The sequence below is a fragment of the Modestobacter lacusdianchii genome (genome assembly GCF_054177765.1).
Genome location: NZ_JBJJTJ010000003.1, coordinates 176888 through 190859 on the forward strand (window position 1 = coordinate 176888; position 13972 = coordinate 190859).

Below are 13972 nucleotides of genomic sequence, written 5' to 3' on the forward strand. Positions count from 1 at the left end.
GTCGGCCGGTGCCCCTGTCAGGGCAGGTCGTCAGCCGGCCGTTCCCCCGGGAGCGGGCGCAGCCGGCCGATCGGCCGGGCGAACCCCTCTCCCACCTCGTGGCCGACCTCCGGCTCGTCGCTGCTGTCGTTCGAGCTGCCGGTGCGGGCGGGGGAAGCCGCTCGGGCCGCCGATCGCTCGCGGGACCAGGGCACCGGGGCTGGGGCGCTCGGGTCGTCGTCGAGGAGCGGTTCGTCGACCTCCTCGTCGACCGTGGACGCCCCCGCGGCGCCCCGCCGCCAGGAGCTGCCGCGCCCAGCGCTGCGCGAGTTGCCGAACGAGGACCGGCGGGTGGCAGGACCCTCGTCGGTCGATCGCTCGGCGGCTTCGTGCTCGGCGGCTTCGTGCTCGGCGGCGGCCGGTGCACCACCTGCGGCGTCCTCGGCCCTGAGCTCGTCGGCCAGGGCGTCGAGCGCCTCCCGGACGACGTATCCGGCCAGGCCGCCGCCGTAGCCCTTGCGGGCCAGCATCCCGATCAGCCGGCGTTCGGCGACGACCCGGTCGAGGCGGCGCATCGAGGGCATCTTGCGCTCGACGAGGGCGCGTGCGCTGTCCCACTCGTCCTGCGGGTCGACCTCGGCCACGGCGGCGGCCGCCACCTCGTCGTCGACGCCCTTGGCGCGCAGCTCTGCGGTCAACGCCCGACGGGCCAGCCCGCGACCGGACTGCCGGGAGGTGACCCACGCGGCGGCGAACGCCGCGTCGTCGATCAGCCCGACCTCGGTGAACCGGTCGAGCACCGCGGCTGCGGCATCGGCCGGCACGTCCTTCTTGGCCAGCAGGTCGGCCAGCTGTTTGCGCGTCTTCGCGGCACCGGTCAACGCCCGCAGGCAGATGCCGCGGGCGACGGCCTCCGGGTCCTCCATCTCGGCGGGACCCTCGGCGCCGTCACCGGCCGCGGAGCTGCGGCTCCACTGCGGCCCGGAGCTGCGCTTGCCACGGCCCCGGGGGCCGCCCGCCGACCCGTCGTCCGGCCCGCCCGATCGGGCTGTCGCATCCGGGCGACCGGCACGACGCCGGCCGGACCGGCGACTCGCGCCGCCGGTACGGCCGGCGTCGTCCCCGAAGCCCCCGCCGCCCTGGCTCTCGCCGAACAGCGTGTCGGACACCGGGACGATCAGAAGTCGGCGGGAGCAGCCGCGGCCTCGGCGGGCGCGGCGACCCCGATGCCGAGCTTCTCCTTGATCTTCTTCTCGATCTCGTCGGCCAGGTCGGGGTTGTCGCGCAGGAAGCCGCGGGCGTTCTCCTTGCCCTGGCCCAGCTGGTCGCCCTCGTAGGTGTACCAAGCGCCGGACTTGCGCACGAAGCCCTGCTCGACACCCATGTCGATCAGGCCGCCCTCACGACTGAAGCCCTGACCCCAGATGAGGTCGAGCTCGGCCTGCTTGAACGGGGCCGCGACCTTGTTCTTCACGACCTTGACCCGGACGCGGCTGCCGACGGCGTCGGTGCCCTGCTTGAGGGTCTCGATCCGGCGCACGTCGAGGCGCACCGAGGAGTAGAACTTCAGCGCGCGGCCACCGGTGGTGACCTCGGGCGAGCCGTAGACGACGCCGACCTTCTCGCGCAGCTGGTTGATGAAGATCGCGGTCGTGCCGGAGTTGTTCAGCGCACCGGTGATCTTGCGCAGCGCCTGGCTCATCAGCCGGGCCTGCAGACCCACGTGGCTGTCACCCATCTCGCCCTCGATCTCGGCGCGGGGCACCAGGGCGGCGACCGAGTCGATGACGATGATGTCGAGCGCGCCGGAGCGGATCAGCATGTCGGCGATCTCCAGCGCCTGCTCACCGGTGTCGGGCTGGCTGACCAGCAGCGCGTCGGTGTCGACGCCGATCGCCCGGGCGTACTCGGGGTCGAGCGCGTGCTCGGCGTCGATGAAGGCGGCGATGCCGCCGGCGGCCTGGGCGTTGGCCACCGCGTGCAGGGCGACCGTCGTCTTGCCGGAGGCCTCGGGGCCGTACACCTCGATGACCCGGCCGCGGGGCAGACCCCCGATGCCGAGGGCGATGTCGAGGGCGACCGACCCGGTCGGGATGACCTTGATGGCCACCTCCGGCGAGTCGCCCAGTCGCATGACCGAGCCCTTGCCGAACTGCTTGTCGATCTGGGCGAGGGCCATGTCGAGGGCCTTGTCGCGGTCGAGCGTTGCCATGGTGGCCACCTTCGGATGTCGCTGTAGCGGGTCGTCGCCGACGCTAGGGCGGGGGTCTGACAGTTTCCGCGGGCCGGGCACGTCTGTGGACGGGGACCGGACCTGTGGACGCCACGGTATGCCGAACAGGTGTTCGATTCCAGTGACACGCCGAGATCGGCGCGTCCGGGCCGAGAGGCGGGCTCAGCGCGGGCCGCGGGACGCGTCCGCGGCGGCGCGGGCGGCGTGCACGGCCGGCATCCGCGCCTCGACGAACTCGATCAGGGCCAGCAGGTGCGGGACGAGCTCGGCGCCGGCACCGGTGAGCCGGTACTCCACGTGCGGCGGGATCGCCGACCGGACCTCGCGGTGGACCCAGCCGTCCCGCTCCAGCCGCTGCAGGCTCTGGGCCAGCATCTTCTCGCTGACCCCCTCGATCCGGCGGCGCAGCTCACCGAACCGGTGCGGCGACTCCGCGAGAGCCGACAGCGCCAGCAGTGACCACTTCCCGGTCACGTGCTCCAGCGTCTCCCGGGAGGTGCAAGCACGGCTGAAGACGTCAGCCACCAGCTCCTCGACCGTCTGTTCCACCACACCCGCCTCTCTCCAGGACCACGGCCAGCGTACCGTCCAGCACGACGGCACTAACGATTCGTTAGCGCCCTACTGTCAGCAAGCACTCGGAGGAGTCCCCTTGATCACCGTCACCGGAGCCACGGGCCACCTCGGCCGCCTGGTCGTCACCGGACTGCTGGACGCCGGCGTCCCGGCAGCCGAGGTCGTCGCCGTCGTCCGCACCCCGGAGAAGGCAGCCGACCTCGCCGACCGCGGCGTCCAGGTCCGCCGGGCCGACTACAGCGACCCGGCCTCGTTGCAGACCGCGCTGCAGGGCACCGACCGGCTGCTGCTGGTCTCCGGCAGCGAGGTCGGCCAGCGGGTCGCCCAGCACGGCAACGTGCTGCAGGCCGCGTCTGCCGCCGGCGTCGGGCTGGTCGTCTACACCAGCGCGCCCAAGGCCGACGACACCTCACTGCCGCTGGCGCCCGAGCACGTGGCCACCGAGCGGCTGCTCGCCGACTCCGGCCTGCCGGCCGTGGTGCTGCGCAACAACTGGTACCTGGAGAACTACGACGACCAGATCCGGACGGCGGCGCGGACCGGCGAGGTGGTCGGCAGCTCGGGCAGCGGCCGCATCGCCGCGGCCACCCGGGCCGACTACGCAGCCGGCGCGGTCGCCGTGCTCACCGCCGAGACCCCCGAGCCCGGCGTCCTGGAGGTCGGTGGCGACGAGGCCTTCACGCTGGCCGAGCTGGCCGCGACGGTGGCCGCCGAGTCCGGCCGGGAGGTCACCTACCGCGACCTCGGCGCCGCCGAGCACGTCGAGTTCCTGCTCGGGCTCGGACTGCCGCAGCAGACCGCCGAGTTCGTCGTCGGGCTCGACCAGTCGATCGCCCAGGGGGCACTGGACACCGGCAGCACCGCGCTGTCCACGCTCATCGGCCGGCCGACCACGACTCCGGCGCAGTACGTGCGCACCGTGCTCGGCAGCTGAGCACCGTGCCGTCCCGCCGGAGGCGCTCAGCGGTCCTTCGGCGGGACGTCGTACTCCTTGCAGATCTCCAGCCAGACCGTGCGCACCGGCACGCCGGCGTCGATCGCCTCGATGGCGGTCAGACCGCCCAGCTGACCGAAGACGTGGTCGCGGGCCACGCTCTGCGACCGGATCGACCCGAACTGCCCCTCCATCCGGGACCAGAACTCCTGCAGGCGCACGCCGACGACCGTACCCACCGCCGTCCACCCCGCGGCACGCCCGGCGGCCCTAGGCTGGGGCGATGATCCCCAGCACCGGCTCGGCCACCTGGGACACCATCGGGCAGATCGCCATCGCGCTGATGCTCGCGACCTCGCTGGTGCTGATGGTCCGCCACTACCGCAACCGGCGCTGACGCCCGCGCACCCACACGAACGTCAGCGGGACGACGAGCGCCGCCGAGACGACGGCGACCAGCCCGAACCCGCCCAGCGCCAGGAGCGGCCCCCCGAGCGCACCGGCGACCGCCGCCCCGAGTCCCATCAGCAGGTCGGTGGCGCCCTGCGCGGTCGGCCGCACGTCGGCGTCCACCGACTCGGTGACCATCGTCGACCCGGCCACCAGCCCGCACGACCAGCCCAGCCCGAGCAGGAACAGGCCGATGCCCAGCTGGACAGCGGCCCCGGCGGGCGCGGTGCCGGCGACGAGGGCGGCCAGCAGCAGGAGCAGTCCACCCAGCCCCACGGTCGCCGCGCGGCCGGCCCGGTCGGCGAGCCAGCCCACCACCGGGGAGAACAGGTACATGCCGGCGACGTGCACGCTGATGACCAGGCCGATCACCCGCAGCGTCGTCCCGTCGGCAGCGGCGTGACCCGCCCCCATGTGCACCGGGGTCATGACCATCAGCCCGACCATCACCCCGTGCGAGACGACGACGGCGGTCAGGCCGAGGCGCCCGCCGGGGGTCGCCCAGACCGCCCGCAGCGCCGCACCGGAGCCGGCGCGCGGCGGCGGGCCGGCCGGGCTGGTGCCGGCCGCCAGGCGGCGGGCCAGCAGCAGCGGGTCGGGCCGCAGCAACAGCAGCGCGCCGAGGACGACGACGGCGAACACCGCGATCGAGAGCACGAACGCCCCGCCCAGCGCCGGCAGCCCGAGCGCGCGCCCCAGGTCGTCCCCCGGCCCGGCCAGGTTGGGTCCGAGGACCGAGCCGATCGTGGTCGCCCACACCACCAGCGACAGGGCCCGGCCGCGGTGCTCGGGCTCGGCCAGGTCGGCCGCGGCGTAGCGCGCCTGCAGCCCGCTGCTGGTGGCGGCACCGAACAGGAAGAGACCGACGAGCAGCAGCGTCAGCGACGAGAGCGCGGCCGCGGCGACGACCAGCAGCGCACCGAGCACGGCCACGCCGTAGCCCAGCGCCAGCCCGGCGCGGCGGCCGTGCCGGTCACTGACCCGGGCCAGCGGCACCGCGACCAGCGCGGCACCCAGCACGCTGGCGGTCTGCCCCAGCCCGGCGGCCGCGTCCCCGCCGGCCACCTCGCGGGCCAGCAGGCCGCCGACGGTGATGCCGATGGTCACGCCCAGACCGCCGAGGGCCACCCCGGCGGAGAGGACGGCCACCGTGCGCCGCTGCACCGCGGCGCGGTCGGCGGTCAGCAGCGGCGTCCCGGTCACGGCGCGAGTCTGCCCGACCCCCGGCGGCGTGGACCGGACACCGCTCCTGGCCTCCGGCTCAGAGCCCCATGGACCGGCCGATGATCTCCTTCATGATCTCGTTCGTGCCGCCGTAGATGGACTGCACCCGCGAGTCACGCCAGGCCTTGGAGACGCGGTACTCGCTCATGTAGCCGTAGCCGCCGTGCAGCTGCAGGCAGCGGTCGGCCACCTTGTGCTGCAGCTCCGTCGTCCACCACTTGGCCATCGCCGCGTCGGTGGCGGTGAGGTCGCCGGTGCCCAGCTGGCGCACGCACTCGTCGACGAACGTGCGGGCGATCGTCACCTCGGTCTGCAGCTCGGCGAGGAGGAACCGGGAGTGCTGGAAGGAGCCGATCGGCCGGCCGAACGCCGTCCGGCTGGTCACGTACTCGACGGTGAGCGCCAGCACGGTCTCGGCCGAGGCGACCGCCGAGACGGCGATGTGCAGCCGCTCCTGGGGCAGGTTCTCCATCAGGTGAGCGAAACCGCGGCCCTCGGTGCCGAGCAGGTTGGCCGCGGGCACCCGGACGTCGTCGAAGAACAGCTCGGCGGTGTCCTGGGCCTTGAGGCCGACCTTGTCCAGGTTGCGGCCGCGGGTGAAGCCCGGCATGCCGCGCTCGACCACCAGCAGGCTCAGCCCCCGGGAGGCCGGGACGTCGGCGTCCGTGCGGGCCACGACGACGACCAGGTCGGCGTTGACGCCGTTGGTGATGAACGTCTTGGACCCCGACAGCACCCAGTCGTCGCCGTCCCGGCGGGCGGTGGTCGCGATGCCCTGCAGGTCGCTGCCGGCACCGGGCTCGGTCATCGCGATCGCGGTGATCAGCTCCCCGGCGCAGAACCCGGGCAACCAGCGCTGCTGCTGCTCGTCGGTGGCCAGGTCGCGCAGGTACGGGCCGACCACGTCGTTGTGCAGCCCGAAGCCGACCCCGCTGGCGCCGATGCGGGTGAGCTCTTCGCTGAGCACGCACGACCAGCGGAAGTCGCGCAGCCCGCCACCTCCGTGCTCCTGGGGCATCTCGATGCCGAGCAGGCCCTGCGCGCCGGCCGCCGTCCAGAGCTCCCGGGGCACGATGCCGGCGCGCTCCCAGTCGTCGTGGAAGGGCGCGACCTCCTTCTCCAGGAACGCCCGCACGCTCTGCCGGAAGTCCTCGTGCTCGGGCTCGTACCGGGTGTGGCGCATGCCGCAGAGTCTGGCGCAGGAGTACGACAGTCCGCGTCAGCTCGCGCGGTGGACCGGGCGGCACTCGTAGGCGGGCTTGATCTCGGCGTTGAGGTGCCGGCCGATGCTGTCGGCCTCCAGCAGGGCGAGCGCGGCCTCGGGCGGGACGTCGAGGTAGTGGTAGACCCCGCCGCCGACGAACCCGATCTCCAGCACGTGGTCCTCGAGGTCGTAGCCGACCCATCGCACGCTCGAGGACTCGACCCCGGCTCGCTGCATGGCACCCACCCGGATGACAACGGTGTAACTACACCCGTGTCATCCCATCGTGGCCTCGACGAATTCACTTGTCGACCTGTCGACCACCCCGCAGGCTGCTGCGGTGCCGACGTTCGAGGAACTGGTGGCCGAGGGCGCGGCCGCGCCGACGGCGGGCTGGGACTTCTCCTGGTTCGCCGGTCGGGCCACCGAGGAGCGGCCCGCCTGGGGCTACGCCGGGCTGCTGGCCGACCGGCTGGGCGCAGCGACCGCGTCGCTGGACGTGCAGACCGGTGGAGGCGAGGTCTGCGCCGGGGCGCTCACCCGGGCTGCTCGCCGGCGCGTGCGGGTGGCGGCCACCGAGTCGTGGCCGCCCAACCTGGCCCTGGCCCGTGCCCGGCTGGCGCGGTGGGGCGGCGAGGTGACCGAGGCCCCGGACGCCGGACCGCTCCCGTTCCCCGACGCCGCGTTCGACCTGGTGAGCAGCCGGCACCCGACCGCGCAGCCCTGGCCGGAGATCGCCCGCGTCCTCTCCCCCGGCGGCACCTACCTGTGCCAGGGCGTCGGCTCGGGCACGCATCGGGTGCTGGCCGAGGCACTGACCGGCGCACGACCCGAGCCGGACCTGCCCACCGCGCAACTGGCCGCCGACGCCGCCCGCAGCGCCGGCCTGGACGTCGTCGACCTGCGGTCGCAGGCCTGCCGGGTGGAGTTCGGTGACGTCGGGGCGGTGGTGCACTTCCTGCGCAAGGTCGTGTGGACCGTGCCGGACTTCTCGGTGGAGCGGTACCGGCCGCAGCTGACCGAGCTGCACCGGCGGATCGAACGGGACGGCGCCCTCGTCTCGTGGTCGCAGCGGTACCTGCTGGAGGCCCGCCGCCCGGGCTGACCACGGCGAACTGTCGTACCCGCGTGGACACTGGACGGCGTGTCGGCCCTCGATCGGTTCTCCGCACCCACCCGGGCGTGGTTCACCGGCGCCTTCGAGCAGCCGACCGCTGCCCAGGAGGGCGCCTGGACGGCGATCAGCAGCGGCGAGCACGCCCTGGTCGTCGCCCCCACGGGCTCGGGCAAGACGCTGGCGGCGTTCCTCTGGTCGCTCGACCGGCTGGCCGCCGCGCCGCCGCCCGAAGATCCGCTGGCCCGCTGCCGGGTCCTCTACGTCTCCCCGCTCAAGGCGCTGGCCGTCGACGTGGAGCGCAACCTCCGGGCACCGCTGGCCGGCATCGGCCAGGCCGCGGCCCGGCTCGGCCAGGACCGCCCGGAGATCACCGTCGGCATCCGGTCCGGGGACACCCCGGCCGACGAACGGCGCACCTTCGCCCGCCGCCCGCCGGACATCCTGATCACCACCCCGGAGTCGCTGTTCCTGCTGCTCACCAGCCAGGCACGGGAGGCGCTGCGCGGTGTCGAGACGGTGATCCTCGACGAGGTGCACGCCGTCTGCGGCAGCAAGCGCGGCGCCCACCTGGCGGTGTCCCTCGACCGGCTCGACGAGCTGCTGGAGCGGCCGGCCCAGCGGATCGGGCTGTCGGCCACGGTGCGCCCCATCGAGGAGGTGTCGACCTTCCTCGCCGGCGGCCGCCCGGTGCAGGTGGTCGCCCCGCCCTCGCAGAAGCAGTGGGACCTCTCGGTCGTCGTCCCGGTCGAGGACATGAGCCAGCTGGGTCAGCCGACCGGGGAGCTCGATGGGTCGGCGGCCGGCAACCAGCCGCGGACGTCGATCTGGCCGGCGGTCGAGGAGCGGGTGCTCGACCTGATCGAGTCGCACCGCAGCACGATCGTGTTCGCCAACTCCCGCCGGCTGGCCGAGCGGCTGACCAGCCGGCTGAACGAGCTGGCCTACGAGCGGGCCACCGGTGAACCGCTGCCGCACGGCGCGAACCCGGCCGAGCTGATGGCGCAGGCCGGCTCCGGCGGCGGGTTGCCACCCGAGGTCAAGCCGGTCGCCTCGGCGCACCACGGCTCGGTCTCCCGCGAGCAGCGCGCCGTGGTCGAGGAGGCGCTCAAGTCCGGGCAGCTGCCCGCGGTCGTCGCCACCTCCTCGCTGGAGCTGGGCATCGACATGGGCGCGGTCGACCTGGTCGTCCAGGTCGAGTCCCCGCCCAACGTCGCCGCCGGGCTGCAGCGGGTCGGGCGGGCCGGGCACCAGGTCGGCGCGGTCAGCGAGGGCGTGATCTTCCCGAAGTTCCGCGGCGACCTGGTGCAGAGCGCCGTCGTCGCCGAGCGGATGCGGGCCGGGGCGATCGAGTCGACCCGGTACCTGCGCAACCCCCTCGATGTGCTGGCCCAGCAGATCGTGGCGATGGTCTCCGAGCGCCCACGCACCGTCGACGAGGTCGCCGCCGTGCTCCGCCGCTCGGCCGCCTTCGCCTCGCTGCCCGAGTCGGCCCTGCACGCGGTGCTCGACATGCTGGCCGGCCGCTACCCCTCCGACGCCTTCGCCGAGCTGCGCCCCCGGCTCACCTGGGACCGGGTCACCGACACCCTCACCGCACGCACCGGGGCCCAGCGGCTGGCGGTCACCAGCGGCGGCACCATCCCCGACCGCGGGCTCTTCGGCGTCTTCCTGGTCTCCGGGGCCGGCGAGAACGGCGGCCGCCGCGTCGGCGAGCTCGACGAGGAGATGGTCTACGAGTCCCGGGTGGGCGACGTCTTCCTGCTCGGGTCCTCGTCCTGGCGGATCGAGGAGATCACCCACGACCGGGTGCTGGTCAGCCCGGCGCCCGGCCTGCCCGGGAAGATGCCGTTCTGGCACGGCGACACCCTCGGCCGGCCGCTCGAGCTGGGCCGGGCGCTGGGCGCCTTCCTCCGCGAGGTCGGCTCCGCGACCCCGGAGGCCGGAGCCGAGCGCGCCCGCGCCGCGGGCCTGGACGAGTGGGGTGCGGCCAACCTGCTCGCCTACCTGGCCGAGCAGAAGCAGGCCACCGGTCACCTGCCCGACGACCGCACGATGCTGGTCGAGCGGTTCCGCGACGAGCTCGGCGACTGGCGGCTGGTCGTCCACTCCCCGTTCGGCGCGCAGGTCAACGCGCCCTGGGCGCTGGTGCTCGCGGCCCGGCTGCGCGAGCGGTACGGCGTCGACGTCGCCTCGATGCACTCCGACGACGGCATCGTGCTGCGGCTGCCCGACACCACCGGCGAGGCCCCCGAGGCCGACCTGGCGATCCTCGACCCGGACGACGTGGAGCGCGAGGTCACCGCCGAGGTCGGCAACTCCGCCCTGTTCGCCAGCCGGTTCCGCGAGTGCGCGGCCCGCGCGCTGCTGCTGCCCAAGCGCGACCCGCGCAAGCGCACCCCGTTGTGGCAGCAGCGCCAGCGGGCGGCCCAGCTGCTCTCGGTGGCGGCTGAGTTCTCCGGCTTCCCGATCACCCTGGAGGCCGTCCGGGAGGTGCTGCAGGACGTCTACGACGTGCCCGGGCTGGTCGAGCTGATGAGCGACGTCCGGTCGCGCCGGGTGCGGGTGGTCGACGTGCAGACGCAGACCGCCTCGCCGTTCGCCCAGTCGCTGCTGTTCGGCTACGTCGGCCAGTTCATCTACGAGGGCGACGCCCCGATGGCCGAGCGTCGCGCCCAGGCGCTGGCCCTCGACACCGGCCTGCTGGCCGAGCTGCTCGGCCGTTCCGAGCTGCGTGAGCTGCTCGACGCCGACGCGATGGCCGAGATCGAGGCCGAGCTGCAGCGGCTGCCCACCGAGCGGCACCCCCGCGACGTCGACGGCGCAGCCGACCTGCTGCGGGTCGTCGGCGACCTCACCATCACCGAGGCTGCCGCGCGGGGGGTGCCGGCCGAGTGGCTGACCGAGCTGGTCACCGCCCGCCGTGCCCTGGTGGTGCGGATCGCCGGCGAGGAACGGTACGTCGCGATCGAGGACGCCGGCCGGCTCCGGGACGCACTGGGCACGGCCCTGCCGGTCGGGGTGCCCGAGGTGTTCACCGAGCCGGTGGCCGACCCGCTCGGCGACCTGATCGGCCGCTACGCCCGCACCCACGGCCCGTTCGTGCCGGCCGACGCGGCCGGCCGGCTGGGGCTGGGCGTCGCCGTCGTCACCGCCACGGCGCAGCGGCTGGTCGGCACCGGCCGGCTGGTCACCGGCGAGTTCCGCCCCGGCGGGGTCGGCCAGGAGTGGTGCGACGCCGACGTGCTGCGCTCGGTCCGGCGCCGGTCGCTGGCCAAGCTGCGCCAGGAGGTCGAGCCGGTGCCGATCGGCGCCCTCGCCCGCTTCACCCCGTCCTGGCAGTCGGTCGGTGGGCGGCTGCGTGGCGTGGACGGCGTGCTGGCCGTGGTCGAGCAGCTGGCCGGTGCCCTGGTGCCCGCGTCGGCGCTGGAGACCCTGGTGCTGCCGTCCCGGGTGCGCGACTACTCCCCCGCTCTGCTCGACGAGCTGACCAGCGCCGGCGAGGTGCTGTGGGCCGGCGCCGGCGGGCTGTCCGGCGGTGACGGCTGGGTCACCCTGGTGCCCGCCGACCTCGCGCCCCTGCTGCTGCCCGAGCCACCCGGCGCCGCCTCGGTGGAGGGCGGATACGGCGCGGCACTGCTCGACGAGCTCGCCGGTGGCCAGGCCCTGTTCTTCCGCTCGCTCTCCGACCGGGTGGGCGCGACCGACGACCCGGCGCTGGCCGAGGAGATCTGGGACCTCGTGTGGGCCGGCGCGCTCACCAACGACACCCTCGCCCCGCTCCGCACCCGGCTCGCCGGCGGCGGCACCCACAAGCGGCAGCCGGCCGCACCGCGCGCCCGGCTCGACCGCACCCGCCACGGCCGCACCCGGCTGGGTCGCCCGGCGATGCCCAGCCGCACCGGGCCGCCGTCGATGGCCGGCCGCTGGTCCCGGCTGCCCGAGCTGGAGGGCAACCCCACCAAGCGCACCACCGCCCGCGCCGAGGCGCTGCTGGAGCGGCACGGGGTGCTGACCCGCGGTGCGGTGCAGGCCGAGCAGGTCGCCGGCGGGTTCTCCGCCGTCTACCCGGTGCTGCGGGCGTTCGAGGAGAACGGCCGGGCGCGGCGCGGCTACTTCGTCGAGACCCTGGGTGCCGCCCAGTTCGGCACGCCCGGGTCGATCGACCGGGTGCGCAGCTTCGCCAGCCCCGACCGGGTGCCGGCCGGCCCGGTGGTGCTGGCCGCCACCGACCCGGCCAACGTCTACGGCGCGGCACTGCCCTGGCCGGAGCGGGCGGTCGCCGCCGGAGCCGACGACGCCGTCGACCTGGGAGAGGGCACCGGGGCCGGCACCAGGAAGAGCGGCCACCGCGCCGGCCGCAAGGCCGGGGCGCTGGTCGTGCTGGTCGACGGCGAGCTGGTGCTCTACGTCGAGCGCGGCGGGAAGACCCTGCTGTCCTGGACCGAGGAGGAGACCGTGCTCAAGGAGGCGGCGACGGCGCTGTCCAGCGCGGTCGCGTCCGGGGCGCTGGGGCGGATGACGGTGCAGAAGGCCGACGGGGCCTCGGTGCACGAGTCCGGCCCGCTCACCGCCGCACTGCAGGCGGCCGGCTTCGCCGCCACCCCCCGCGGCCTGCGCCTGCGGAGCTGAGCGCGGTCAGCTGCGGGTGCGGGAGCCCTGCAGCCACCGCGCGAACCGCCGGCTGAGCCTGGGCATCAGCACCCGCAGCGCACTGACCACGAACACCGCCGACAGCAGCAACCGCAACGGCCAGGGCCAGCCGCCGACGAACGGCCCGGCGGCCAGCTGGAAGGTCGAGGTCATCGCCAGCACGACGGCGACGGTCAGCAACCAGCTGCGCCAGGCCGGTCCCGGCTTGGGCGGCACGGCGAAGAACGTCTCCAGCCCCACCGCGCGGGCCACCCGCTCCTGCTCGACGAGCCGCCGGACCCGCTCCAGTGCGTCCCGCCGCTCCGGCGAGCGCTCCCACACGGCCAGCGACTTCTCGTCGGCGAACCGGTAGACCAGGTGGTACTCGTCGCTGGCGGCCCCGGGGCGCAGCAGCGACGACCCCAGCGCGCCCGGGTAGCCGGCGACCAGCTCCTGCACCTCGGCAGCCCACTGCTCGAAGGCCTGGTGCTGCTCCGGCCGGACGACGCGGGCCACCGTCACCGTCACCGGCTCGGGCCCTCGATCGACGGGGCTGCCGGTCAGGCTGCGCAGTCGGGTCGTCACGTCCACGGGTGGCTCAGCGCCGACGGATCGGTGGGTGTTCCCGGCTGTCCGCCCTCTCACAGCAGGTCATCCCTCGGGGTGGGCCGCCGGTTCGTCGGCCACCCGCAGGCCAGTCGCCCGGGGCCGATCCGCTCTACGGTCACCCCGTGCCCACCCTGCGCGCCCTCGAGTGCTTCGTCGCCGTCCTCGACCACGGTTCGGTCACCGAGGCGGCGGCCCGGCTGCACCTCTCCCAGCCGGCGCTGTCTCACCAGCTCGGTTCCCTGGAGCGCGAGCTGGGCACGCCGTTGCTGGAGCGCCTGCCACGCGGCGTCCGACCCACCGTGGCCGGGCGGGCCATCGAGGCCGAGGCCCGCGCGGCGCTGGCCGCGGCCGCGGCCGTGACCCGGCTCGGACGGTCGGTGGCGGCCGGCGCGACCGGCCGGCTGCGGGTCGCCTGCGTCGAGAGCATGACCGCGCCGCTGCTGGCCCCGGCCCTGGCCCGGTGGCGCCGACGGCATCCACGGGTGGAGGTGGAGCTGACCGAGTTCGCCAGCGCCGACGCCCTCGCCGACCACGTGGCCGGCGGGCGGGCGGACCTCGGGCTCGGGCCGCGGCCGAGCAGGTGGTCCGGCCCGGAGGTCGTCGTGGGCCGGGAGGAGGTGCTGCTCGTGCTGGCAGCCGGGCACCCGCTCGCCGCCCCTTCCGCTGCCCGCACCTGGGCCGGGATCGCCGAGCACCCGGTGGTGGGCTTCACCGCGGGCAACGGCCTGGGCGCCTGGCTGGAGGGGCTGGCGGCGGCCGCCGGGGTGCGGCTCGAGCCCGTCGTCCGGACCCGGAACGCGGTCACCGCCGCCCAGCTGGGTGGTGCCGGGCTCGGGGTCGCCCTCGTGCCCGCGAGCGCGGTGGGGCCGGGGTCGGTCGGCGTGACGGCTCCCCTGCAGCCACCGCTCGACCGGGAGGTCGTGGTGCTGCTCGGCGGGGACGATCCGCTGCCACAGGACCTCGCCGGCGTGCTGGTCGACCAGGGGATCCCCACCGCTTGACATCAAGAGCATCTAT

At 74.9% G+C, this 13972-nt stretch carries 12 protein-coding genes; 4 read left to right on the forward strand and 8 right to left on the reverse strand.

Annotated elements, in window-relative coordinates; translation table 11 throughout:
- Positions 1 to 17: 17 nt before the first annotated feature.
- The 3 genes from ACJTNH_RS03450 to ACJTNH_RS03460 form a co-directional block, all read right to left on the reverse strand.
- On the reverse strand, positions 18 to 905 hold the full coding sequence (locus ACJTNH_RS03450) for a regulatory protein RecX (protein ID WP_458172877.1): 888 nt from the start codon (positions 903 to 905) through the stop codon (positions 18 to 20).
- Positions 906 to 1156: 251 nt separating this feature from the next.
- On the reverse strand, positions 1157 to 2191 hold the full coding sequence (recA, locus tag ACJTNH_RS03455; protein WP_458172878.1) for a recombinase RecA: 1035 nt from the start codon (positions 2189 to 2191) through the stop codon (positions 1157 to 1159).
- A 183-nt stretch (positions 2192 to 2374) separates the two neighbouring features.
- Positions 2375 to 2761, reverse strand: a complete 387-nt coding sequence (locus ACJTNH_RS03460; RefSeq protein WP_458172879.1) for a winged helix-turn-helix transcriptional regulator — start codon at positions 2759 to 2761, stop codon at positions 2375 to 2377.
- A 103-nt stretch (positions 2762 to 2864) separates the two neighbouring features.
- Between ACJTNH_RS03460 and ACJTNH_RS03465 the strand changes: the two genes are divergently transcribed.
- Complete coding sequence (locus ACJTNH_RS03465; protein WP_458172880.1) at positions 2865 to 3722, forward strand: NAD(P)H-binding protein; 858 nt, start codon at positions 2865 to 2867, stop codon at positions 3720 to 3722.
- A 26-nt stretch (positions 3723 to 3748) separates the two neighbouring features.
- Here the strand turns inward: ACJTNH_RS03465 and ACJTNH_RS03470 are convergent, their stop codons facing one another.
- The 4 genes from ACJTNH_RS03470 to ACJTNH_RS03485 all read right to left on the reverse strand — a co-directional run bounded on the left by ACJTNH_RS03470 (position 3749) and on the right by ACJTNH_RS03485 (position 6837).
- On the reverse strand, positions 3749 to 3943 hold the full coding sequence (locus ACJTNH_RS03470; protein ID WP_458172881.1) for a DUF3046 domain-containing protein: 195 nt from the start codon (positions 3941 to 3943) through the stop codon (positions 3749 to 3751).
- 157 nt (positions 3944 to 4100) lie between these two features.
- On the reverse strand, positions 4101 to 5375 hold the full coding sequence (locus ACJTNH_RS03475) for an MFS transporter (protein ID WP_458172882.1): 1275 nt from the start codon (positions 5373 to 5375) through the stop codon (positions 4101 to 4103).
- Between the two features lie 58 nt (positions 5376 to 5433).
- On the reverse strand, positions 5434 to 6579 hold the full coding sequence (locus ACJTNH_RS03480; protein WP_458172883.1) for an acyl-CoA dehydrogenase family protein: 1146 nt from the start codon (positions 6577 to 6579) through the stop codon (positions 5434 to 5436).
- A gap of 36 nt (positions 6580 to 6615) precedes the next feature.
- Positions 6616 to 6837 (reverse strand): KTSC domain-containing protein, encoded by a 222-nt coding sequence (locus ACJTNH_RS03485; RefSeq protein ID WP_458172884.1) that lies wholly within the window; start codon positions 6835 to 6837, stop codon positions 6616 to 6618.
- A 49-nt stretch (positions 6838 to 6886) separates the two neighbouring features.
- Between ACJTNH_RS03485 and ACJTNH_RS03490 the strand changes: the two genes are divergently transcribed.
- Positions 6887 to 7705 carry a methyltransferase domain-containing protein gene (locus ACJTNH_RS03490; protein WP_458172885.1) on the forward strand — a complete coding sequence of 273 codons (819 nt, stop codon included), beginning with the start codon at positions 6887 to 6889 and terminating at the stop codon, positions 7703 to 7705.
- A gap of 39 nt (positions 7706 to 7744) precedes the next feature.
- Positions 7745 to 12346, forward strand: coding sequence for an ATP-dependent helicase (locus ACJTNH_RS03495; protein WP_458172886.1), 4602 nt, complete (start codon positions 7745 to 7747; stop codon positions 12344 to 12346).
- 6 nt (positions 12347 to 12352) lie between these two features.
- Here the strand turns inward: ACJTNH_RS03495 and ACJTNH_RS03500 are convergent, their stop codons facing one another.
- Complete coding sequence (locus ACJTNH_RS03500) at positions 12353 to 12937, reverse strand: antibiotic biosynthesis monooxygenase (protein ID WP_458172887.1); 585 nt, start codon at positions 12935 to 12937, stop codon at positions 12353 to 12355.
- Positions 12938 to 13077: 140 nt separating this feature from the next.
- Between ACJTNH_RS03500 and ACJTNH_RS03505 the strand changes: the two genes are divergently transcribed.
- Complete coding sequence (locus tag ACJTNH_RS03505; protein ID WP_458172888.1) at positions 13078 to 13956, forward strand: LysR family transcriptional regulator; 879 nt, start codon at positions 13078 to 13080, stop codon at positions 13954 to 13956.
- The last annotated feature ends 16 nt before the right edge of the window (positions 13957 to 13972 follow it).

Bases quoted from the DNA above. Each gene is read 5' to 3' on its own strand.
- ACJTNH_RS03480 (WP_458172883.1), bottom strand. From the start codon at position 6,579: ATGCGCCACACCCGGTACGAGCCCGAGCACGAGGACTTCCGGCAGAGC.
- recA (WP_458172878.1), bottom strand. From the start codon at position 2,191: ATGGCAACGCTCGACCGCGACAAGGCCCTCGACATGGCCCTCGCCCAG.
- ACJTNH_RS03450 (WP_458172877.1), bottom strand. From the start codon at position 905: ATGGAGGACCCGGAGGCCGTCGCCCGCGGCATCTGCCTGCGGGCGTTG.
- ACJTNH_RS03485 (WP_458172884.1), bottom strand. From the start codon at position 6,837: ATGCAGCGAGCCGGGGTCGAGTCCTCGAGCGTGCGATGGGTCGGCTAC.